Source organism: Pseudomonas sivasensis, assembly GCF_052938085.1.
Window position 1 is genome coordinate 1,846,122 of sequence record NZ_CP176442.1, and the last position, 21,468, is coordinate 1,867,589.

Below are 21,468 nucleotides of genomic sequence, written 5' to 3' on the forward strand. Positions count from 1 at the left end.
GGGGGACGCTGTCGGGAGATCCAGGTGAAAACATTCATGCGTTTCGCTATCGCTTCTTCACTAACGACGTTGGTCTGCCCTTACGTTTTTGCGCAAGAGGCCTCGCAGGGCGAGGGCGTTGTCCTGCTTGGGGGACAAGTCGTCGACTCAGCCTGCGGGTTGGAGCTGGCCAGTATCGACCAGACCATCGAGATGCCACCAGAGCCGGTTGGCCGGCTTTTACGTAACACGCGCGGAGAAGACCATCCCTTCCAGTTGCGCCTGATCAATTGCTCGTTGACTCGGCCGGACCCGTTGCGCCCGGGTGTAACTCTGCCTGATTGGGAGCATATGCGAGTGACGTTTGACGGCCCCACCGACAGGCTAGGGCTCTCCTTTGCGGTGTTTGGCGACTCGCAGGGGGTCGCCCTGCACATTGTGGACGCCGCCGGCGAAGAGAGTATTCCGGGTCAGCGGATGGCACCGACACCGTTGGCGGAGGGCGACATGACACTCAACTACAGATTCTATTTGGTCGGCAATGGACTGCCGCTGGTGGCGGGACCCCACAGCGCCGCAGTGCGGTTCAAGTTGGAATATTTTTGAACATTGATGGGCAGGCATGCATGTTGAATACGGCGAAGATCAAAAATACGCTGCGCCCGGGCCTGTTTGGTGGGCTTATATCACTGGCGGGAAGTGCATTGGGCGCCGCAGATATCGAGTTTAATACGGACGTTCTTGACCTGATTGATCGCACTAATATTGACTTGTCTCAGTTTGCGCGCAGCGGGTTTATTTTACCCGGCACTTATTCGATGGTTGTGCAGATAAACGGTCAGCCTATTGCTGAACAACCGGTGGCGTTCTATCCGCCCGATAATGATCCCAAGGGTAGCCAAGCCTGTTTGTCCCACAGTCTTGTGGAACAGTTGGGCCTTAAAGTGTCCGAAGCCGACAAACTGGCATGGTGGAAAGGCGGCGAGTGCCTGGACATTCAAAGTTTGCCTGGCATGGACGTTCAGGGTGATCTGGCCAGCTCCACGCTGAGCATCAACTTGCCCCAGGCATACCTTGAGTACAGCGCCATCAACTGGGATCCGCCTTCACGCTGGGATGAAGGCGTGCCGGGGCTGTTGATCGATTACAGCCTGACGGCGCAGTCCAACTATCAACGAAACGACGGTAACCGCAAAAACCTCAGTGGCAATGGCACCGTGGGGGCTAACGCCGGTGCCTGGCGCCTCAGGGCGGACTGGCAAGGGCGCGTCGAGAGCGGCCGACAAGAAGCCGCAGGGCCTCAAAAGCTGGAGTGGAGCCGCTACTACGCGTATCGCGCTATTCCGGCGTTGAGAGCGCGCCTGTTAGTGGGTGATAACTACCTGTATTCGGACCTGTTTGACAGCTTCCGCTTTACCGGTGCCGCGCTGAACTCTGATGAAAGCCAGTTACCACCCAACCTGCGTGGTTACGCGCCGGAAGTTGTCGGGGTGGCCAAAACCAATGCGAAAGTCATCATCAGCCAGCAGGGGCGCGTGCTCTACGAAACCCTGGTGGCGGCAGGCCCCTTTCGCATTCAGGACTTGCAGGACGCGGTGACGGGCAAGTTGGACGTGCGGATCGAAGAACAGGATGGCGTGGTAAACAGCTTCCAGATCGACACGGCGGGCGTTCCATACCTGACGCGTCCGGGCCAAGTGCGTTACAAGCTGGCCGCGGGTCGACCGTCCAATCTGCAATACGGTGCGGATGGCGACTTTTTCGGTACCGGGGAGTTTTCCTGGGGGATTAGCAATGGCTGGTCGTTGTTCGGCGGCGGCATGACCGACAACAACTACCGAGCCGTGTCCGTGGGCGCAGGGCGCGACTTGCTGGCGTTCGGCGCCGTTTCGCTGGACGTGACGCAGTCGCGCGCCCATGTGTGGAACGAGACGCTCTCGGGTAAATCCTACCGCCTTCAATACTCCAAGAACTTTGAAGAGTATGACAGCCAGGTGACCTTCGCCGGTTACCGGTTTTCCGAGAAGAATTTCTTGAGTATGAGTGAGTACCTGGACGCCCGGCATTACGGGTTGAACGGCGAACTCGGCGGGCGCGGCGATTATCGCGATTCAAGCGAGGGCTGGAAGCCGATTGGCGGCAGCAAGGCGCTTTATACGGTGACGGTCAACAAACAGTTTCGTGACCTGGGCGCTACCGTCTACGCCAGTTACCACAAGCAAACCTATTGGGACCGGCCGGACACTCAGCGTTGGAACCTGTCGTTGTCGCGTTACTTCAATGTGGGCACGGTCAAGAATATGAACCTGTCCCTGAATATGTATCGCACCCAGGAATACAACTACAACGACAACGGCATGGCGCTGACGGTCAGCCTGCCGTTTGGGCGCACCGGCACCCTGTCGGCGGATGCCAACAGGGCCGCCGGCAAGAACACCTTTGCAACCCGCTACAGCGATCGGATCGATGAGCGCAACAGCTACCAGCTCAGTGCCAGCAATGCCTACGGCAGTGGGTATCTGAGTCATATGGGGGATCAGGCCGACATCGATATCAGCGCCAGTACGCAAGAGGGTGGCTACAGCAGCCTGGGTGTGTCTGCCCGTGGTGGTGGCACGCTCACGGCCCACGGTGCGGCTCTGCACCGTACCACCAGCACCGGCGGCACGCGCCTGATGATCGATACCGGTGGGGTGCCCGATGTACCTGTTCGCGGTTACGGCTCACCGACTCGCAGTAACGTCTTTGGCAAGGCTGTCATCTCCGACATCAGCAGCTACCAGCGTACGGTGGCCAGCGTTGATCTGGAGCGCTTGCCGAGCAATGTCGAAGCGACTGAGTCGGTCACGCAGTTAACGCTCACCGAAGGAGCGATTGGTTACCGCGCGCTGGATGTGATTGCCGGCGAAAAAGCCATGGCCATTCTGCGCCTGCCGGATGGCAGTTCACCGCCCTTCGGCGCGACGGTGAAGAACATGAAGCAACAGGACACCGGGATTGTGAATGACAGCGGCAGTGTCTACCTGAGTGGCTTGCGGGCTGGCGAGCAGATGGTCGTCAGTTGGGGCGGCGACGAACAATGCGTCCTTACGCTTCCCGCCATCCTGCCCGTTGATGGTTTGACGGACACCTTGCAACTGGGCTGCCACAGGATCGCCGCAACCCCATCTTTGCCCGGGCCAGCCACGCTGACCGGGGAACTTATTGATACGGAGAACACAGCCTCATGATGCTTGATATGCGCCTCACCCCTCCGGCTTTCGCGCTCCTGGCTCTGGGTTTGAGCCAGAGCGCCGGCGCCGCCGTCGGCCTGGACCGTACCCGCGTGATTTTTGATGGCGGCAAAGATGCCACCAGCGTGAGCATTACCAACAACAATACCCAGCTGCCGTATCTGGCCCAAGGCTGGATTGAGGATGAGGCGGGTAAAAAAATCACCTCGCCCTTGATCGTGCTCCCGCCGGTTCAACGCTTGGAGCCTGGTAAACAAAGCCAGGTGAAAGTTCAGGCTTTACCGGCAGCCAAGTCGTTACCGCAGGATCGGGAGACGGTCTACTACTTCAACTTGAGGGAAATCCCGCCGCGCAGCGATAAATCCAACACCCTGCAAATTGCATTGCAGACCCGCATCAAGTTGTTCTATCGACCACAAGCTATTACGCCAAGCCAGCAAGACCTGTCCAACCCCTGGCAGCAGAAACTGACCCTGACCCGCGAAGGCGATCAATACCGGGTTAACAACCCGACGCCTTATTACGTGACCCTGGTGGATGCGCGCAGCAGCAAGGACGGCAAAACCGCGCCGGGCTTCGCGCCGCTGATGATCCCGCCCAAAGACGCATTGACCTTGGGCCCCACGGCCAGCGCACTGGGTACGGCCCCTTACCTGGCCTATGTGAATGATTACGGCGGCCGTCCGCTTCTGGCCTTCACCTGCAATGGCAACACGTGCCAGGTGAACACGCAGGCCGCATTGCCGAAAGAGTAATGCGGCTGGAGAACGTCATGAAATCGAACAATGTGAAGGTCTTGGGCAGCTTGTTGTGGATCCTGGCGATGGGCGTACACGCCGAGGATGACGAGGATATTGAAGGTATGAGCGGGATGCTGAATGTGCTCGGGTCCATGCATGAATCGCCTTGCAGCCTGGAGATGGCGTCACTGCATCAAACGGTTGATCTGGACGCCGTGTCGAGCAGCCAGCTGCAGCGGCCCGGTGACCAGGCGACTGCTAAGGCTTTTCAACTGCGCTTTACCGATTGCCAGCGCACCGCCGGCCGCGTGCGCAGTGAACGCACCGGCAACCTGGTATGGAGTGCCTACCAACCCGTGCTGTCGGTGGCGTTTTCTGCGCCTGCCGATCCCGATGATCCACGGCTGGTCAAAGTGCAAGGCATCACCGGGATGGGCCTGCAATTGACCGACGCCCTGGGCCGGGACGTCCAGTTGGGTTCAAGGGGCGAAGCTTTGTTTCTGCCCGTGGGACGCAACATTCAGACCTGGCACGTACGGCCCACACGCACCGCTGCGCCACTGACCAGTGGAGCATTCAGGGCCGTGGTGGATTTCAGGCTCAACTATGAGTAAGGGCAGAGCGATGGATAGACCAATCAGCCCACGGGCCATTCTGATCGCTGTTTGCCTGATAGGGGCCGTCAGCCAGAGTGTGCAGGCACAGACCAATTTGACGATTCGCGCGGTCATCATTGCCCCTCCGCCGTGTGTCATTAACAGTGGCAATACGCTGGACGTGCCGTTTGGCAATGACTTGCAGACGTCACGGGTGGACGGGGTGAATTATCGTCGCGATGTGCCGTACACCGTCACCTGCAGCGCTCCCCACAGCAATGCGTTGACCCTGGCGCTCAACGGCACAGGCGCCTCGTTTGACAGCCGCGTGCTCTCTACGCGCAAGGCGGACCTTGGGGTCAAGCTGTTCGTGAACGGCGCTGACTGGCCGCTCAACACCCGGGTGAACTTTACCTATCCCAATTTCCCGATGGTGCAGGCGGTGCCCGTCAAACGCGCGGGCAGCCAACTGAGCGGCGGGGCGTTCGATGCCGCTGCGACCCTTGTGGTCGATTACCAATGACGGCGACCTATATGAGGAACGACCAATGAAGGTTTGGCCACAGCGAGCATTGCTCGCGTTGTGCTCCATCGGCCTGTGCAATGTTGCATCGGCCAACCTGACGTTCAGCGGTACGTTGAACGAGCCGCCACCCTGCACGATTGAAGGTGGCAAGACCATTGAAGTCGACTTTGGCGACGTCGGGGTCAAGCGCATTGATGGTGTGAAATACCGAAAAGGTATCGGTTACGCGATTAATTGCGGCACCGACACGTTGCCGTGGGCGTTGAAGTTGAGTGTCAACGGCACCCCCACCGCGTTTGATGGCTCTGCCGTGCAGACCAGCGTGCCGGCGCTGGGTATTCGGGTTTTTCAGAACAGCCTGCCATTGCCCCTCAATACGCCAATGGACATCACCCTGTCGTCACCGCCGACATTGGAGGTCGTTCCGGTGCAACAGCCCGGGGCAGTCCTGACGCCGGCCCGGTTTACGGCGGTGGCCACGTTGTTGGCCGAATACCAGTAGGAGCTGAGTCGATGCGATATGAAATTGTGCATAAGGGTGCGTTGGCAGTGCTGCTCGTCCTCGGCCTGACCCCCTTGGGGTATGCGGCGGACAACCTGAGCTTCAAGGGCAACCTGGTTGAAGAGGCCTGCACACTGCGCCCCGGTGACGAGGCCGTAACTCTGGAATTGTGGGACCTGACCAGCAAATACCTCTATCTCAACACGCGATCCGTGGGCAAGCGTTTCAGGCTGCACCTGGAGGATTGTGACACCACGATCGGCGACTCGGTGACCATCATGTTCGGCGGCACGGAAAACACCGCGCTGCCTGGTCTGCTCGCGCTCGATGGCGGCAGTGGTGCCTCGGGGATCGGGGTGGGCATGGAAACGCTGAGTGACAAGCCCTTGCCCTTGCCCTTGAATGCCGTCAGCGACAGGCAACTGCTGAGCGATGGCAGCAATGTCATTGAACTCAAGGCCTACGTACAGGGCGAGCCGAATGCGATCAGGGATCAAACCATCGGGCACGGCGCGTACACGGTGACCTCCACTTTTACATTGGACTATCCGTAATCGTTCACAGCTGAAAGTGGCCTTGGCTAACCTCCAGCGCCTCCGGGGGGCTGCAAGGCACGGCGTGACGTGCGATGGGTATTCGGATTTTTCACGACAGCTTGCCAGTGCCCCTCATTACGTCAGTGGACATCACCTTTTCGTCACTGCCGACATTGAAGGTGGTGGCAGTGCACATAAAAAGCCTCAGGCGAACCTCAACGCTCTCTCGGGCGGCTTTGACGCACACGGTGAAAGCGCGTTGGGTCACGCGGGGAGACAGGCAAAGAGAGATTAGAAATGAAACGATTATTTGGAACCACGGTGCTTCTCGTCTTGATTGGCGTGACTACAAACTTGCGCGCTGCTGAGTGCCGGGTAGACGGTGGGGCGTGGATAGGCGGAAACCCTAACCTGCAGGTTCCCGTCAGGGTTCAGGCGGATGCTGATAAGACACGTATCATGCTTGAGGGCGCGAATCTGGAGTGCAGGTTTAAACCCTTCCCGGGCTTTCCTCCCTCGAGAGAGGACTACTGGCGAACCTCGACCAGTGTCGGTTCGGCCTGGACTCCAGGCCCAAAGTTTGCTGCCCAAATCACCGGCCTTCGTATAAATGGAGCGTTTTACAACAATCCCGTTCCCAACGGCATTTATATCGCCACGATGCCCAATAACCTCATCGGTTATCCCATCAATGTGACCCCTTACATCATGCTGCGTAACAATCCCAGCAACCCCATCGACATTCGCGTAGGGGACGCCCTCGGCGTGCTGCGTCTGCAGCAGACAAACAATTACGACACATCCTCGGCGAGTCTGACGGTCACTTATTACGCCGCCAACAATTTCACCATCTCGCCCTCAACCTGCACGATCAACAATAACAACCCGATCGAAATCAACTTCGGCGACGTCCACCAACGGGCAATCGGCACCGATCCGCTGTCAACGTCCGTGGTCAGTAACCGCAGACTCACTTACTCCTGCCCGGACGGCGGAATCAACACACCGATCACCATTACTTATAAAGGCACGCGCTCCTCGTTCGACTCGCGGCTGTTGCTCATGAGCAATGCCGACGTGGGCACGGCGCTCGTGCGCGGCGGGGCTGCGGTAGCTGTTAACGGTTCATTCCTCACCCGAATCACCAACAGTGTGGGCGGAGACGATGTGACGTTTTCGCTGGTGCGGCGAACCGGCTCACTGCCGACTCCGGGGGCTATCAGCGGCAGCGGTGTACTGGTGATGGGGGTGCCATGACTCGGTCTGCGGCAGATGAATGATCGATACCCAAAACACACCGCATCGCCCTAGAATGCCAGCTCCTCCACCTCTGGTTTTTTGGGGCACTCATGCACATCTCTTCCGGCCGCTGGGTCTATGGCTTTGGCTTGACCCTGCTGACCGCGTTCCTCTGGGGCATTCTGCCGATCAAACTCAAGCAAGTGCTGCAGGTGATGGACCCGATCACCGTCACCTGGTTTCGCCTGACCGTGGCCGGCGGTTGTCTGTTCGTCTACCTTGCGGCCACCAAGCGTCTGCCCAGCCGCAAAGTGCTCGGCCCCAAGGGCGGTTGGCTGGTGGCGATGGCGGTATGCGGCCTGGTGGGTAACTACGTGTTGTACCTGGTGGGCCTGAAATCGCTCAGCCCCGGCACCGCACAGTTGGTCGTGCAGATGGGGCCGATCTTTTTGATGATCGCCAGCGTGTTTGTGTTCAAGGAACGTTTCAGCCGCGGGCAAGTGGTGGGACTGGTCGTCTTGATCGCAGGCTTCGGCCTGTTCTTCAACCAGCGCCTGGAGGAATTGCTGACGTCCCTCGGCACTTACACCGCCGGGGTGCTGACGATCCTGCTCGCCACCTCGATCTGGGTGTTCTATGCCCTGGGTCAGAAGCAATTGTTGACCGTGTGGAATTCGCTGCAAGTCATGATGGTGATCTACCTCACCTGCGCTTTGTTGCTCACGCCCTGGGCCCATCCGTTGGAAGCGCTGCAACTGAGCCCGCTGCAAGGCTGGCTGCTGTTGGCGTGCTGCATGAATACGCTGGTGGCCTACGGCGCGTTTGCCGAAGCCCTGGCCCATTGGGAAGCCTCGCGGGTGAGTGCGACCCTGGCGCTCACGCCGCTGGTGACCTTTGTGGCGGTCGCCTTGGCGGCCTGGCTATGGCCGGACTACGTGCAGGCCGAAGAGATCAACGCCCTGGGCTATGCCGGGGCGCTGGTGGTGGTGCTGGGGTCGGCGACTGTCGCGCTGGCGCCATCGTTGCTCGCCGGGCTCAAGGCCCGGCGGCTGCGTTTGGCGTCTTAATGCCCGGCTTCGAGCATATTTTCCGGGCGTACCCACTGGTCGAACTCTTCGTCAGTGAGGTAGCCCAACTCCAGCGCGGCTTCCCGTAGCGTCAGCCCCTCGGCGTAGGCTTTCTTGGCGATCTCTGCTGATTTGTCGTAGCCGATATGCGGGTTGAGCGCCGTCACCAGCATCAGTCCGCGCTCCAGGTGTTCGGCCATTTTCTCAGCGTCGGGCTCCAGGCCGGCAATGCAATGCTCCTGAAAGTTATTGCAGCCATCGGCGAGCAGGCGGATCGACTCCAGCAGGTTGTGGATGATCACCGGCTTGTACACGTTCAACTGCAAGTGTCCCTGGCTCGCGGCGATACCGATGGTCACGTCGTTGCCCAGTACTTGGCAGGCGAGCATCGACAGCGCTTCGCACTGCGTCGGGTTGACCTTGCCCGGCATGATCGAACTGCCCGGCTCGTTGGCCGGCAGCTTCACTTCCGCAAGCCCAGCACGCGGTCCGGAACCGAGCAGGCGCAGGTCGTTGGCGATTTTCATCAGGGCCACGGCCAGGGTTTTCAGGGCGCCGTGCAACGTCACTAGCGGCTCATGGCCGGAGAGGGCGGCGAATTTGTTCGGTGCGGTGACGAATGGCAGCCCCGAGAGCGCTGCCAACTCGGCTGCAATGGCTTCGCCAAAACCATGGGGCGAATTGAGCCCGGTGCCCACGGCCGTACCGCCCTGGGCCAGTTCACACACTTGGGGCAGGGCACTGCGGATTGCGCGTTCGGCGTAGTCGAGTTGGGCGATAAACGCCGAGAGTTCCTGGCCGAACGTGATCGGCGTGGCGTCCATCATGTGCGTGCGGCCGGTCTTGACCAGCTTCATATGCCGCGCGGCTTGCTCGGCCAGACCGCCGGAAAGCGTAGCGATCGCCGGTAACAAACGTTGATGGACGGCCTGCACCGCCGCAATGCTCATGGCCGTCGGGAAGCAATCATTGGAACTCTGGGAACGGTTCACATGGTCGTTTGGGTGTACCGGGCTCTTGCCGCCGCGTTGATTGCCTGCCAGTTCGTTGGCACGGCCGGCGATCACTTCATTGGCGTTCATGTTGCTCTGGGTGCCGCTGCCGGTCTGCCACACCACTAATGGGAATTGGTCGTCATGGTTGCCGGCGAGGACTTCATCGGCGGCCTGTTCGATCAGGCGGGCGATGTCGGCGGGCAGGTCGCCGTTGCGGTCGTTGACCCGGGCGGCTGCCTTTTTGATCAGGGTCAGGGCGTGCAATACCGGCAAGGGCATGCGCTGGTCGCCGATGGCGAAATTCACCAGCGAGCGTTGGGTCTGGGCGCCCCAGTAAGCGTCATCCGGGACATGCACTTCTCCCAGGCTGTCGGTTTCGATACGGCTCATCGGGCACACTCCTTAGGTTCGTTTGCGCAGTTTAGGCCGTGATTGACCTAGTGGGTTCCCTAAAAGACTTTTCATCGGGCAATCCGCGCCCGGCAAGGCCTGGGGTTGAGCCGCGAGGTTTTTTAGGCGCAGAATGGGCGCCCTTGGGGTCTTACCTCGCCAGCTAGAAAGGAAACTCGATGACTCGTCTTCGTGCCATCTGTACCGCGGTTGCTCTGGTTTGCGCCAGCGGCCAGGTTTTTGCCGATACCGCCAGCCACAACGCCAGTGCCGAAGCCTTCCTTACCCTGGCCCATGCCGACAAGCTGGGTACCCCGGTGTACATGCAAGTGCAGCAAATGTTCGCCCAGCGTTTCGAGCAGACTAAGGCGCCTGCCGCCAAGCAGTCCGTACTGGACAGCTACCAGGCCAAGGCCAACGCCGCCCTGGACCAAGCTATCGGCTGGCCGAAGCTGAAGCCGGACATGGTCAAGCTCTACACCACCAATTTCAGCGAATCCGAGCTCAAGGACCTGGTAGCGTTCTACCAGTCGCCACTGGGCAAGAAAGTCCTGGAAAAAATGCCACAACTCACCCAGCAATCGGCCCAGATGACTCAGGCCAAGCTGGAAAGCGCCGTTCCGGTGGTCAACAAGCTGTTGGAAGATATGACCAACGAGCTGACGCCTAAAGCCGCTCCGGCCAAGAAGAAGTAAGCAGGAATGATCATGCAACAGCGTATCGAAACGGCGCTCGCCGCCCTGGACCCGCAACATTTGAGCGTGCTGGATGAAAGCCATATGCACAGCCGTGGGTTGCAGACCCACTTCAAGGCCGTGCTGGTCAGTCAGCAGTTCGAAGGGCTCAATCGCGTCAAGCGCCACCAGAAGGTCTACGCCACCCTGGGTGACCTGATGAGCGAGTTTCATGCGCTGGCGCTGCATACCTACACGCCTGAAGAATGGGCGACAATCGACGCAGCCCCGGCCTCGCCGACCTGCGCCGGCGGACATTGACGGGTTATCCCTGATAGAATCCGCAACGCGCCGCTTAGCCGGCGCGTTTTTTTTGCATCCGGTTCACCCTTTACGAGGGTAGCCACCTGGAGAGAACACCCATGACTCAACCGATTGTCGTGGCGGCACTGTATAAGTTCGTCACCCTCGAAGATTACGTCGCTCTGCGCGAGCCCTTGCTGCAGGCGATGGTCGACAACGGCATCAAAGGCACCTTGCTGATCGCCGAAGAAGGCATCAACGGCACCGTTTCCGGTAGCCGCGAAGGCATTGATGGCCTGATGGCCTGGCTGAAGAACGACCCACGCATGGACGACATCGATCACAAAGAGTCGTACTGCGAGGACCAACCGTTCTACCGCACCAAGGTCAAGCTCAAGAAAGAGATCGTGACCCTGGGCGTAGAAGGCGTCGACCCGAACAAGAAGGTCGGCACCTACGTCGACCCGAAAGATTGGAACGCCCTGATCAGCGACCCGGAAGTGCTGCTGATCGACACCCGTAACGACTACGAAGTGTCCATTGGCACCTTTGAAGGCGCAATCGACCCGAAAACCACCAGCTTTCGCGAATTTCCCGACTATATCAAAGCCAACTTCGACCCGGCCAAGCACAAGAAAGTCGCCATGTTCTGCACCGGCGGCATTCGGTGCGAGAAAGCGTCGAGCTACATGCTCAGCGAAGGTTATGGCGAGGTTTACCACCTTAAGGGCGGCATCCTGAAGTACCTCGAAGAGGTGCCTCAGGCAGAAACCAAGTGGCAGGGCGACTGCTTTGTTTTCGATAATCGCGTGACCGTGCGCCACGACTTGAGCGAAGGCGACTACGATCAATGTCATGCCTGCCGCACACCTGTGAGCGTCGAAGACCGCGCCTCCGAGCACTACGTGGCCGGCATCAGCTGCCCTCATTGCTGGGATAAGCTGCCGGAGAAAACCCGCCGCAGCGCGATCGACCGGCAAAAGCAGATTGAACTGGCCAAGGCCCGCAATATGCCGCACCCGATTGGCTTCAACTACAAGCAAACCCCTTCCGAGGCCTGACCTATGTCCGCGCGCCTGCTCTATGTAATGGATCCGATGTGTTCCTGGTGCTGGGGCTTTGCCCCGGTGGCGCAGGCGCTGGTTGAGCAGGCCCAAGCGGCCGGTGTGGACGTACATCTGGTGGTGGGCGGCTTGCGCACCGGCAGTGGCGCGGCGCTGGAGCCGACGACCCGACGCTACATCCTCGAACACTGGCAGGCCGTCACTGAAGCCACGGGCCAGCCGTTCAAGCGCGAAGGCGCGCTGCCCGACGGCTTTGTGTATGACACCGAGCCGGCCTGCCGCGCCATCGTTACCGCCCGTAGCCTGGCGCCAGACTGTGCCTGGAAACTGCTGGGCCTGATCCAACGTGCGTTTTATGTGGAGGGCCGCGACGTGACCCTCGCCAGCGTGCTGGTGGAACTGGCCGAGCAGTCGGGCATCCCGCGTATCGAGTTTGCCGGTGCGTTTGACCGCGCCGAGCAGCACGCGGCCACGGCGGCGGACTTTACGTGGGTGCAGGACCTGGGTATCGCCGGTTTCCCGACGTTGTTGGCCGAGCGCAATGGTCAACTGGCATTGCTCACCAACGGCTATCAGCCGCTGACGGAACTGTCGCCATTGCTCGCCCGATGGCTGGAGCGAGCAACCTGTGCAGGATGAGCCTAAACGCATTGACCGTCTGACCTGGGCGGAAATTCGCCGCCTGGCCTTGCGTCACAAGAAATCCCTGTGGATCGCCAATGGTGTTGCCGTGCTGGCGACCTTGTGCAGTGTGCCCATCCCCTTGCTGTTGCCGTTGCTGGTGGACGAAGTGCTGCTGGGCCATGGTGATGCCGCGCTCAAGGTGATGAATCACGCATTGCCCCTGGGTTGGCAGAAGGCCGCCGGTTATATCGGCCTGATGCTGGTGGTCACCCTGGCCCTGCGTTGCGGCGCACTGGTGTTCAACGTGGTACAGGCGCGGCTGTTTGCGCGGTTGGCCAAGGACATTGTGTACCGCATTCGCGTGCGTCTGATCGAGCGGCTCAAGCGCATCTCCCTGGGCGAATACGAAAGCCTGGGCAGCGGCACGGTCACCACTCACCTGGTCACCGACCTGGATACCCTGGATAAATTCGTCGGCGAAACCCTCAGCCGCTTTCTGGTGGCGATGCTGACGCTGATCGGCACTTCGGCGATCCTGGTGTGGATGCATTGGCAACTGGCATTGCTGATCCTGCTGTTCAACCCGTTGGTGATCTACGCCACGGTACAGTTGGGCAAGCGCGTCAAACACCTCAAGAAGTTGGAAAACGACAGCACCTCACGCTTCACCCAAGCCCTGACTGAAACCCTCGACGCCATCCAGGAAGTCCGCGCCGGCAACCGCCAGGGCTTTTTCCTCGGGCGCCTGGGCCAGCGCGCCCAGGAAGTGCGTGACTACGCGATCCATTCCCAGTGGAAAACCGACGCGTCCAGCCGCGCCAGCGGGTTGCTGTTCCAGTTCGGCATCGACATCTTCCGCGCAGCGGCAATGCTCACCGTGCTGTTTTCCGACCTGTCCATCGGCCAGATGCTCGCGGTGTTCAGCTACCTGTGGTTCATGATCGGCCCGGTTGAACAATTATTAAATCTGCAATACGCCTACTACGCGGCGGGCGGGGCGCTGACGCGCATCAATGAGCTGCTGGCGCGTGCCGACGAGCCGCAATACGCCGGTGGTGAAGACCCGTTTTCCGGGCGTGAAACCGTCGGCATCGAAGTGCGCGGCCTGGACTTCGGTTATGGCGATGATCTGGTGCTCGATCAACTGAACCTGCAAATTGCTCCCGGCGAAAAAGTCGCGATTGTCGGCGCCAGCGGTGGCGGTAAAAGCACCCTGGTGCAACTGCTGCTCGGCCTGTACACGCCGCAGGCGGGCACTATCCGATTTGGCGGTGCAACCCAGCAGGAGATCGGCCTCGAGACTATCCGCGAGCACGTCGCGGTGGTGCTGCAGCACCCGGCGCTGTTCAACGATACCGTGCGTGCCAACCTGACCATGGGCCGCGAGCGCAGTGACCAGGCCTGCTGGCAGGCCCTTGAAATTGCCCAGTTGGAGGCTACGGTTAAAGCGTTGCCTCAGGGCCTGGACAGCGTAGTGGGGCGTTCCGGGGTGCGTTTTTCCGGTGGTCAGCGTCAGCGCCTGGCGATTGCGCGCATGGTGTTGGCCGAACCCAAAGTGGTGATACTCGACGAAGCGACCTCCGCCCTGGATGCCGCCACTGAATACAACCTGCATCAGGCGCTGGCGCGGTTCCTCAGCGGGCGTACTACACTGATCATCGCGCACCGTCTGTCGGCGGTAAAACAAGCCGATCGAGTCTTAGTGTTTGACGGTGGTCATATCGCTGAGGATGGCGACCATCAGCAGTTGATTGCCGATGGTGGTTTGTACGCAAAACTGTATGGGCATTTGCAACAAGTACGTTGATTTAGCCTAGGCTGTGCTATCCGAATGAGTGTTTTGCGTGCGTATCCAGCAGTGCATATGCAAGGGAATTCATGAAGCAAAAGCGGACTCTAGGAACGCCTAGGCTGTTGGGCATTGTCTGGCCCTTTATCGCCGTCGTGCTGTTCCAGGCATTATTGGGCTGCGTCAGTCTCTACATGCTCTCAGCGGTACGAGGCTATGTGGGCGGCGAGAGCTTATGGTCCAAGGGCCAGAAAGACGCCATCTATTATCTGACGCTCTATGCCGACAACCGCGACCAAGCCACCTACCTCAAATACCAGCAAGCCATCGCCGTGCCTCAGGGCGGGCACGAACTGCGCATTGCCCTGGACCGCCCCACGCCAGACTTGGAGGCCGCACGTCTGGGCATTCTCAAGGGCGGCAACCATCCGGATGACGTCAACAGCCTGATCTGGCTGTACCTCAACTTCCGACATTTCAGCTACCTGGAAAAAGCCATCGAACTGTGGACAGTAGGGGATGGCTACCTGGTTCAACTGGATGAGCTGGCCCGCGAGATGCACAGTGCAATCAGGGCCGATCAAGTCAACCCTAACGATGTGCGGCAGTGGAAGGCCCATATTACGGCCATCAACGAAGGCGTGACGCCGGCTGCCAAGGCCTTCAGCGATGCTCTGGGCGAAGGCTCGCGCATGATTCTGCGGTTGCTGCTGATCACCAACCTGGCAACCGCCCTGGGCCTGATCGTGCTGGCGCTGTTGCGTACCCATAAGCTGCTGACGCAGCGTCATGCCTTCGCCGATGCCTTGCAGGCCGAGAAGGAGCGGGCGCAGATCACCCTGGAGTCAATTGGCGACGGGGTGATTACCACCGATGTAGACGGTGCAATCACCTATATGAACCCCGCCGCCGAGGCCATGACCCACTGGAACTCTGGCCAGGCTCAGGGCCTGCCCCTGGCGGCGCTGTTCAACCTGCTGGATGACGACGCCCAACCCGATGGATTTACCCTGATCGAGCACATCGTCAAGGGGCAGTTTAAGGGGGGCAGCGAGCATTCAAAAACCATCCAGCGCCTGGACGGCAGTACGGTATCCGTCACCCTGGTGGGCGCACCGATCAGAAGCGCCGGCAAAATCAGCGGTGCGGTGCTGGTGCTGCACGATATGACCCAGGAGCGCCAATACATTGCCAACCTGTCGTGGCAGGCCACGCATGACGCCTTGACCGGCCTGGCCAACCGCCGCGAATTTGAATACCGGCTGGAACAGGTCCTGCATATGGCGCAGCAACCTGAGGGCGGGCGGCATGCGTTGATGTTCCTCGACCTCGACCAGTTCAAGCTGGTCAACGACACCTGCGGCCATGCGGCGGGTGATGAGTTGCTGCGGCATATCTGCGCACTGCTGCAATCGGACCTGCGTGAGGGCGACACCCTGGCGCGCCTGGGCGGCGACGAATTCGGCATCCTGCTGGAGAATTGCCCGGCGGCTGCGGCGGAAAAAATCGCCGAGAGCCTGCGCCACACGGTGCAGAGCCTGCATTTTGTGTGGAAGGGCCGGCCGTTCATGACCTCCGTGAGCATCGGTCTGGTGCATATCTCGCAAACCCCGACCACCTTGGAGACTTCGTTGCGCGCCGCCGATATGGCCTGCTACATGGCCAAGGAAAAAGGCCGCAACCGCGTGCAGGTTTACCACGCTGACGACTCGGAGCTGTCCGTGCGTTTTGGCGAGATGGCCTGGGTGCAGCGCCTGCACATGGCACTGGAGGAGAACCGGTTTTGCCTGTACGCCCAGGAAATCTCACCGCTGGGAAATACCGATGCTGGCAACGGGCATATCGAAATCCTGCTTCGCCTGCATGATGAGGCGGGTCGAACCATCCTCCCCGACAGCTTTATCCCTGCCGCCGAGCGTTACGGTTTGATGACGTCCCTCGACCGTTGGGTGGTCGAGAACGTGTTCAAGATCATCGCCCGTTGCATGCACGAGCGTCCGGGCCGGCCTATGGCCATGTGTGCGATAAATCTGTCAGGAATCACCATTGGCGATGATGATTTTCTCGGGTTTTTACATGAAAAATTCGGTACTTACGGCATCCCGCCAGAAATGATTTGTTTTGAAATAACTGAAACCAGCGCAATAGCAAATTTAGGCAGCGCCATTCGCTTTATTAATGAACTCAAGGCCTTAGGTTGCCATTTCTCCCTGGATGATTTTTGCGCCGGGATGTCCTCGTTCGCGTATCTGAAACATTTACCTGTAGACTTCCTGAAGATCGATGGAAGTTTCGTAAAGGATATGCTGGACGACCCGATTAACCGCGCAATGGTCGAAGTGATCAATCACATCGGCCACGTCATGGGTAAGCGCACAATTGCCGAGTTTGTTGAAACACCGCACATCGAACAGGCGTTACTCGATATTGGTGTGGATTACGCTCAGGGCTACCTGATTGAACGACCGCAATTGTTTACCTTTGATAGTTTGCAGTGTCGACCTGTGCGGCCGCAGCCTCTGTTATTGAAGGCGCCCGGCACATTCCGCTGAAACATTTGCTGGTCTGTAAATCACACTTAAAAAGGAGCCTTAACAGTGATCGACACCTTCAACAGAACCGGCCCGCTTATGGAAGCCTCAAGCTACCCCGTCTGGGCTCAGCAATTGATCCAGGACTGTAGCGAGAGCAAGCGCCGAGTTGTCGAGCACGAACTGTACCAACGCATGCGTGACAACACGCTCAGCGCCAAGACCATGCGTCACTACCTCATTGGTGGCTGGCCTGTGGTGGAACAGTTTGCCTTGTACATGGCACAGAACCTCACCAAGACCAAATTTGCGCGCCATCCAGGAGAGGACATGGCGCGACGTTGGCTGATGCGCAATATCCGCGTGGAGCTGAACCACGCCGACTATTGGGTGCATTGGGCCCGCGCCCACGGAGTCAGCCTCGAAGAGCTGCAGGCCCAGAATGTACCGCCGGAGCTGCATGCGCTGAGTCATTGGTGCTGGCACACCAGCTCATCCGATTCGTTGATCGTGGCCGTGGCTGCGACTAACTATGCCATCGAGGGGGCGACTGGGGAGTGGTCGGCCGTGGTCTGTTCCACCGGCGTGTACGCGGCGGCGTTCCCCGAGGAAGATCGCAAGCGTGCGATGAAGTGGCTGAAGATGCACGCCCAGTACGACGACGCTCACCCTTGGGAAGCCCTGGAAATCATCTGCACCCTGGCCGGCATGAACCCGACCAAGGCGTTGCAGGCAGAGCTGCGCCAGGCCGTGTGCAAGAGCTATGACTACATGTACCTGTTCCTGGAAAGCTGCATGCGCTTGGAAAAAGACAAGCCAGCCACCGCCGTGCGTGAACGCCCGCTGCGCGTCGCCAGCGAAGCTTGATGTAACGCGATGGCGGGGTTCTACCCCGCCATTGCCAAGCGGTTACGGCCTTCGCGCTTGGCCACGTACAACGCGTTGTCGGCCCGGCGCAACAGGCTTTCGACCGACTCGGCGGCCAGCAAGGTCGAACAACCGAGGCTTACCGTCAATTCGATCCGCTTTCCATCCGCCCAGTAATCCTGAGCCTGTGCTGCCTGCCGCAGCCGCTCGCCCACCATCGCCGCCGCATCCCGGCCGGTGTTGGAGAGCAGGATCAGAAACTCCTCCCCGCCAAACCGAAACACCATGTCCACGTTACGCAACTGGGCCTTGATGGCCGCTGCGACGGTGCGCAGTACGGTATCGCCGGCCGCGTGACCGTGGGTGTCGTTGATTACCTTGAAGTGGTCGATGTCCAGCATCAGCAAGGACAATGGGTGCAGGTGCCGGCGCGCCATGTCTATTTCCCGTTGCAGAGTCTGGTCCATGGCAATGCGATTGCCCGTCTCGGTCAGGGGGTCACGCAGCGCGCTACGGGTCGCGGCGCGATAGAGCAGGGCATTGCGCATCGGGTAGAGCAGGGTGGCCAGCAGTGACTCAAGCTGACCGAGTTCGTCTTCGGCGAGGCGTTGGTTGCGACGGAAGATCAGCTCACCCAAGTGTTCGCCTTCATGGCTGAGGCTGTAATTCACCGAGTGGTGGCCGCGCTGGCCGAACTCTAGCCGTAGATCACTGGCCTGATGGCGATAGTGCAGGGCATCAAGGGGCACCAAGCGCTGGATCTCACGGAAGAACAACCCGAGGATGCGATCCGGCTCCAGGCTGGTCTGCAATTGCATTCCCAGTTGCTGGCGAAGTTGCGCGACGGTCGTCGGGCGGCGAGGCAGGAGCGATGGCTGGCCAAATCCCAGGCGTTGCAATTTGGCACTGTCGAAGTCAATTGCGTTGGTCTGGGTAGGTGTTTTCATAAGCGATCGGCCTCTAAGCTCTTAGCTGTCTTACAGGCTCGATGAGAGTGGCGAGTGCCAAGCGTCTAACTGTTCCTTCAGTTCCGTAAAACATTGGGAACAGTTTAGACCGCTTTGCAAAGCGTTATAACCCTTGGGTGCCCCCGCACGTCATGTCATCGCTTAGCCTGCTTGAACGTGGTTAGAGCGAGATTCATGCCATTTCGTTTACTTTAAAAATAATCCTTATGAATCAACGGCCTTTTTTCACGCAGCAAAAGGCCATCGGCGCATGACGTCAGTTATTTGGCTGATTGAACCAAAGTGGTGTGGTCAATCTGGTCAATTGATGTGACGCCAGTGAGTGTCATCGCCACGCGCATTTCCTTGGCAAAGATGTCCAGCAGGTTCTCCACGCCATGCTGCCCGTCGGCGGCCAACGCGTAGGCGGTGGCACGCCCCAGCAGACAGGCCTTGGCACCCAGGGCCAGCATGCGCACCACGTCGAGCCCGGAGCGGATGCCGGAGTCCACCAGCACCGTCAGGTCATCGCCCACGGCTTCGGCAATCGGTGGCAACGCTTTGGCAGTGGACAACACGCCGTCCAACTGGCGGCCGCCATGGTTGGAGACCACGATGGCATCGGCGCCAAAACTCACGGCGTCCTTGGCGTCCTGGGGGTCGAGGATGCCCTTGATGATCATCGGTCCTTTCCAGAACTCGCGGATCCACTCCAGGTCTTTCCAACTGATGGACGGATCGAAATTGTTCGCCAGCCAGCCGATGTAGTCTTCCAGGTGGGTAGGCTTGCCGAGGTATTTGGAGATATTGCCCAGGTCGTGTGGACGGCCCATCAAGCCCACGTCGAAGGCCCATTGCGGTTTTGTGACCGCCTGCAGCATGCGCCGTTGCGCCGCAAACGGCCCGGACATGCCCGAGTGGGCATCACGGTAGCGTGCGCCCGGCGTGGGCATGTCGACGGTGAACACCAGCGTGGTGACGCCGGCCGCCTGGGCGCGCTCCAGCGCATTACGCATAAATCCGCGGTCCTTGAGCACGTAGAGCTGGAACCAGATCGACTGCGGGCTCTGGGACGCCACTTCTTCGATCGGGCACACCGACACCGTCGACAAACAGAACGGAATACCCTTGTTGGCCGCCGCCTTCGCCGCCTGCACTTCGCCGCGCCGCGCGTACATGCCGGTCAGGCCCACGGGGCTGAGGATCACCGGCATGTCCAGTTCCTGGCCGAATAGCGTGGTCTTGAGGCTCAGGTTGTCGACATTGCGCAGGATGCGCTGGCGCAGGCTGATCTCGGCCAGGTCCGAACTGTTCGCGCGCATCGTGTGCTCGGCGTAGGCGCCGCCGTCGATGTAGTCGAACAGGAAGCGCGGGAGCTTGCGCTTGGCGGCAGCGCGGTAGTCAGAGGCGGACGAAATGATCATGCACGGAATCTCGGCAAGGCAAGGTGCCTCCAAGATAGGCAAACTTCTGTCATGATAAAAACAACTTTTATCGCTAGTAGTCAGTCGAAAAAGGAATACTGATGAACCTGAGAACACTGCGTGCCTTTGTCGAAGTGGTTCGCCAAGGCGGTTTCTCTCAAGCCGCTGAAGTGGTGTCCCTGACCCAGTCGAGTGTGAGCAAGGCGATCAAAACCCTGGAGGACGAACTGGGCATGCCACTGCTCAACCGCCTTGGCCATCGCAATCAACTCACCGCCGCTGGCGAAATCGCCTACAGCCGCGCCCTGGTTTTGCTGGCCGAACACAACGATCTGGTCGCCGAGATCAATGACTTGCGTGGTCTCAAACGTGGTGTATTGCGCATCGGCCTGCCGCCGGTGGGCTGTGGCGTGTTGTTTGCGACGATGTTTGCCACCTATCGCACACGCTACCCTGATATCGACATCGAACTGACCGAGTACGGCAGTAAACGACTGCGTGAATGCCTGGAAGCAGGTGAGGTCGACCTGGCGGCCCTCTTGCTGCCCATAGACGAAGGTTTCGACTACCAACCCGTGCGTAACGAACCGCTGATGGCCGTCCTGCCGATCAGCCACCCCTTGGCCCAGCGCAAACGAATCGACTTCACCGACCTGGCAGATTCGCCGTTTATCCTGTTCGAAGCCGGCTTCGCCCTCAACGCCAAAATCCTCGCCGCGTGCGAGCGCAAAGGCGTGCAACCGCGTGTGGCAGCGCGCAGCGGCCAGATCGACTTTATCGTCGACTTGGTATCCGCCGGCCTCGGCGCGGCCTTCCTGCCGCGCATGCTCGCGCACAAGCACCAACACCCCGGCATCGCCCTGATCCCCCTGGACGAACCTCATACCGACTGGCACATCGCCCTGGCTTGGCGCGCCAGCGCCCACTTGCCACCCGCCGCTCGGGCCTGGTTGGAATTGGCCAAGGAGTCACAGCTTTCAACCGGCCATCCGGATTAATCGCCCAAAATGTCATGGAAAGCTTGACTTCTCCTTTTCAATCAGTAACATACGGCGCATTCCGCGATAGCTCAGTTGGTAGAGCAAATGACTGTTAATCATTGGGTCCCTGGTTCGAGTCCAGGTCGTGGAGCCAGATAGAGAAAGCCTGCAGAGATGCAGGCTTTTTTTTTGCGTTGAATTTGGTAAGGCCCTGTGTGCCCGCCGACAAAGAAAGGCCCGCTGCGAGCAATCGCGCGGGCCTTCTGTGTTTTTAACTGCCCCGTAAAGCAGGATCTCGTCGATTGTTGCGCCGTTGCACCGTGCAGGTCGCGCAATCTGTGCCTATGCTGGCTTCGTTAGTATCAAAATATTCCAAAGATCTTCTCTGCAGTGTGCGTATGGGGCCCTGAAGGCAGCTACATCGAAAGGCACAACGGAACGTGTGGGCAAAACGGCTGGTGA

Annotated in this window: 20 protein-coding genes and 1 tRNA gene; 18 read left to right on the forward strand and 3 right to left on the reverse strand. The window is 59.5% G+C overall.

Going from position 1 to position 21,468, the window contains the following annotated elements:
- Positions 1 to 24 precede the first annotated feature (24 nt).
- The 9 genes from ACKZ62_RS08595 to ACKZ62_RS08635 all read left to right on the forward strand — a co-directional run bounded on the left by ACKZ62_RS08595 (position 25) and on the right by ACKZ62_RS08635 (position 8,418).
- Positions 25 to 585: a fimbrial protein gene (locus tag ACKZ62_RS08595; RefSeq protein WP_032885957.1), complete on the forward strand. Its 561-nt coding sequence runs from the start codon at positions 25 to 27 to the stop codon at positions 583 to 585.
- A gap of 20 nt (positions 586 to 605) precedes the next feature.
- Positions 606 to 3,209 carry an outer membrane usher protein gene (locus ACKZ62_RS08600; protein WP_447096531.1) on the forward strand — a complete coding sequence of 868 codons (2,604 nt, stop codon included), beginning with the start codon at positions 606 to 608 and terminating at the stop codon, positions 3,207 to 3,209.
- The gene (locus ACKZ62_RS08605) at positions 3,206 to 3,967 is read left to right on the forward strand and encodes a fimbria/pilus periplasmic chaperone (RefSeq protein ID WP_032885955.1); all 762 of its coding nucleotides are present in this window, start codon (positions 3,206 to 3,208) and stop codon (positions 3,965 to 3,967) included. Before ACKZ62_RS08600 ends, ACKZ62_RS08605 begins: the two co-directional genes overlap by 4 nt.
- 17 nt (positions 3,968 to 3,984) lie before the next feature.
- Positions 3,985 to 4,566 carry a fimbrial protein gene (locus ACKZ62_RS08610; RefSeq protein WP_032885954.1) on the forward strand — a complete coding sequence of 194 codons (582 nt, stop codon included), beginning with the start codon at positions 3,985 to 3,987 and terminating at the stop codon, positions 4,564 to 4,566.
- Positions 4,567 to 4,576: 10 nt separating this feature from the next.
- Complete coding sequence (locus ACKZ62_RS08615) at positions 4,577 to 5,071, forward strand: fimbrial protein (RefSeq protein WP_447096532.1); 495 nt, start codon at positions 4,577 to 4,579, stop codon at positions 5,069 to 5,071.
- A gap of 25 nt (positions 5,072 to 5,096) precedes the next feature.
- A complete protein-coding gene (locus ACKZ62_RS08620) occupies positions 5,097 to 5,576 on the forward strand; it encodes a fimbrial protein (protein ID WP_032885951.1) in 480 nt (159 codons plus the stop codon).
- Between the two features lie 11 nt (positions 5,577 to 5,587).
- Positions 5,588 to 6,130 (forward strand): fimbrial protein, encoded by a 543-nt coding sequence (locus tag ACKZ62_RS08625; protein ID WP_447096533.1) that lies wholly within the window; start codon positions 5,588 to 5,590, stop codon positions 6,128 to 6,130.
- A 279-nt stretch (positions 6,131 to 6,409) separates the two neighbouring features.
- Complete coding sequence (locus ACKZ62_RS08630) at positions 6,410 to 7,369, forward strand: fimbrial protein (RefSeq protein ID WP_032885948.1); 960 nt, start codon at positions 6,410 to 6,412, stop codon at positions 7,367 to 7,369.
- A gap of 92 nt (positions 7,370 to 7,461) precedes the next feature.
- A complete protein-coding gene (locus ACKZ62_RS08635; RefSeq protein ID WP_032885947.1) occupies positions 7,462 to 8,418 on the forward strand; it encodes a DMT family transporter in 957 nt (318 codons plus the stop codon).
- On the opposite strand, the gene ACKZ62_RS08640 is transcribed toward ACKZ62_RS08635, so the two are convergent.
- A complete protein-coding gene (locus ACKZ62_RS08640; RefSeq protein WP_032885945.1) occupies positions 8,415 to 9,803 on the reverse strand; it encodes a class II fumarate hydratase in 1,389 nt (462 codons plus the stop codon). The genes ACKZ62_RS08635 and ACKZ62_RS08640 overlap by 4 nt on opposite strands.
- 179 nt (positions 9,804 to 9,982) lie before the next feature.
- Here ACKZ62_RS08640 and ACKZ62_RS08645 point away from each other — a divergent pair, with 179 nt between their 5' ends.
- The 7 genes from ACKZ62_RS08645 (at position 9,983) to ACKZ62_RS08675 (ending at position 17,655) form a co-directional block, all read left to right on the forward strand.
- Entirely contained in the window at positions 9,983 to 10,498 is a 516-nt protein-coding gene (locus tag ACKZ62_RS08645; RefSeq protein WP_032885944.1) for a DUF2059 domain-containing protein, read from the forward strand.
- 6 nt (positions 10,499 to 10,504) lie between these two features.
- Entirely contained in the window at positions 10,505 to 10,798 is a 294-nt protein-coding gene (locus ACKZ62_RS08650; protein ID WP_032885943.1) for a BolA family protein, read from the forward strand.
- A gap of 101 nt (positions 10,799 to 10,899) precedes the next feature.
- Positions 10,900 to 11,841 (forward strand): oxygen-dependent tRNA uridine(34) hydroxylase TrhO, encoded by a 942-nt coding sequence (trhO, locus tag ACKZ62_RS08655; protein ID WP_032885941.1) that lies wholly within the window; start codon positions 10,900 to 10,902, stop codon positions 11,839 to 11,841.
- 36 nt (positions 11,842 to 11,877) lie between these two features.
- Complete coding sequence (locus tag ACKZ62_RS08660) at positions 11,878 to 12,483, forward strand: DsbA family protein (RefSeq protein WP_206287273.1); 606 nt, start codon at positions 11,878 to 11,880, stop codon at positions 12,481 to 12,483.
- Positions 12,473 to 14,275 (forward strand): ABC transporter ATP-binding protein, encoded by a 1,803-nt coding sequence (locus ACKZ62_RS08665; protein ID WP_122680451.1) that lies wholly within the window; start codon positions 12,473 to 12,475, stop codon positions 14,273 to 14,275. Before ACKZ62_RS08660 ends, ACKZ62_RS08665 begins: the two co-directional genes overlap by 11 nt.
- Before the next feature lie 71 nt (positions 14,276 to 14,346).
- Positions 14,347 to 16,809, forward strand: coding sequence for an EAL domain-containing protein (locus ACKZ62_RS08670; RefSeq protein ID WP_099603065.1), 2,463 nt, complete (start codon positions 14,347 to 14,349; stop codon positions 16,807 to 16,809).
- 78 nt (positions 16,810 to 16,887) lie between these two features.
- Positions 16,888 to 17,655: an iron-containing redox enzyme family protein gene (locus ACKZ62_RS08675; protein ID WP_185160056.1), complete on the forward strand. Its 768-nt coding sequence runs from the start codon at positions 16,888 to 16,890 to the stop codon at positions 17,653 to 17,655.
- Positions 17,656 to 17,675: 20 nt separating this feature from the next.
- On the opposite strand, the gene ACKZ62_RS08680 is transcribed toward ACKZ62_RS08675, so the two are convergent.
- Positions 17,676 to 18,602, reverse strand: coding sequence for a GGDEF domain-containing protein (locus tag ACKZ62_RS08680; RefSeq protein WP_032885934.1), 927 nt, complete (start codon positions 18,600 to 18,602; stop codon positions 17,676 to 17,678).
- Positions 18,603 to 18,883: 281 nt separating this feature from the next.
- Positions 18,884 to 20,026, reverse strand: a complete 1,143-nt coding sequence (gene lldD, locus ACKZ62_RS08685; RefSeq protein ID WP_099603066.1) for an FMN-dependent L-lactate dehydrogenase LldD — start codon at positions 20,024 to 20,026, stop codon at positions 18,884 to 18,886.
- Positions 20,027 to 20,127: 101 nt separating this feature from the next.
- Between lldD and ACKZ62_RS08690 the strand changes: the two genes are divergently transcribed.
- Both ACKZ62_RS08690 and ACKZ62_RS08695 read left to right on the forward strand, forming a co-directional pair.
- Positions 20,128 to 21,024, forward strand: coding sequence for a LysR family transcriptional regulator (locus tag ACKZ62_RS08690; RefSeq protein WP_442116371.1), 897 nt, complete (start codon positions 20,128 to 20,130; stop codon positions 21,022 to 21,024).
- A gap of 60 nt (positions 21,025 to 21,084) precedes the next feature.
- Positions 21,085 to 21,160 (forward strand) — tRNA-Asn (locus ACKZ62_RS08695).
- Positions 21,161 to 21,468: the final 308 nt, after the last annotated feature.

Bases quoted from the DNA above. Each gene is read 5' to 3' on its own strand.
- trhO (WP_032885941.1), top strand. From the start codon at position 10,900: ATGACTCAACCGATTGTCGTGGCGGCACTGTATAAGTTCGTCACCCTC.
- ACKZ62_RS08670 (WP_099603065.1), top strand. From the start codon at position 14,347: ATGAAGCAAAAGCGGACTCTAGGAACGCCTAGGCTGTTGGGCATTGTC.
- lldD (WP_099603066.1), bottom strand. From the start codon at position 20,026: ATGATCATTTCGTCCGCCTCTGACTACCGCGCTGCCGCCAAGCGCAAG.
- ACKZ62_RS08690 (WP_442116371.1), top strand. From the start codon at position 20,128: ATGAACCTGAGAACACTGCGTGCCTTTGTCGAAGTGGTTCGCCAAGGC.
- ACKZ62_RS08640 (WP_032885945.1), bottom strand. From the start codon at position 9,803: ATGAGCCGTATCGAAACCGACAGCCTGGGAGAAGTGCATGTCCCGGAT.
- ACKZ62_RS08645 (WP_032885944.1), top strand. From the start codon at position 9,983: ATGACTCGTCTTCGTGCCATCTGTACCGCGGTTGCTCTGGTTTGCGCC.
- ACKZ62_RS08660 (WP_206287273.1), top strand. From the start codon at position 11,878: ATGTGTTCCTGGTGCTGGGGCTTTGCCCCGGTGGCGCAGGCGCTGGTT.
- ACKZ62_RS08610 (WP_032885954.1), top strand. From the start codon at position 3,985: ATGAAATCGAACAATGTGAAGGTCTTGGGCAGCTTGTTGTGGATCCTG.
- ACKZ62_RS08625 (WP_447096533.1), top strand. From the start codon at position 5,588: ATGCGATATGAAATTGTGCATAAGGGTGCGTTGGCAGTGCTGCTCGTC.
- ACKZ62_RS08635 (WP_032885947.1), top strand. From the start codon at position 7,462: ATGCACATCTCTTCCGGCCGCTGGGTCTATGGCTTTGGCTTGACCCTG.
- ACKZ62_RS08650 (WP_032885943.1), top strand. From the start codon at position 10,505: ATGATCATGCAACAGCGTATCGAAACGGCGCTCGCCGCCCTGGACCCG.
- ACKZ62_RS08620 (WP_032885951.1), top strand. From the start codon at position 5,097: ATGAAGGTTTGGCCACAGCGAGCATTGCTCGCGTTGTGCTCCATCGGC.
- ACKZ62_RS08600 (WP_447096531.1), top strand. From the start codon at position 606: ATGTTGAATACGGCGAAGATCAAAAATACGCTGCGCCCGGGCCTGTTT.
- ACKZ62_RS08680 (WP_032885934.1), bottom strand. From the start codon at position 18,602: ATGAAAACACCTACCCAGACCAACGCAATTGACTTCGACAGTGCCAAA.
- ACKZ62_RS08615 (WP_447096532.1), top strand. From the start codon at position 4,577: ATGGATAGACCAATCAGCCCACGGGCCATTCTGATCGCTGTTTGCCTG.
- ACKZ62_RS08605 (WP_032885955.1), top strand. From the start codon at position 3,206: ATGATGCTTGATATGCGCCTCACCCCTCCGGCTTTCGCGCTCCTGGCT.
- ACKZ62_RS08630 (WP_032885948.1), top strand. From the start codon at position 6,410: ATGAAACGATTATTTGGAACCACGGTGCTTCTCGTCTTGATTGGCGTG.
- ACKZ62_RS08675 (WP_185160056.1), top strand. From the start codon at position 16,888: ATGGAAGCCTCAAGCTACCCCGTCTGGGCTCAGCAATTGATCCAGGAC.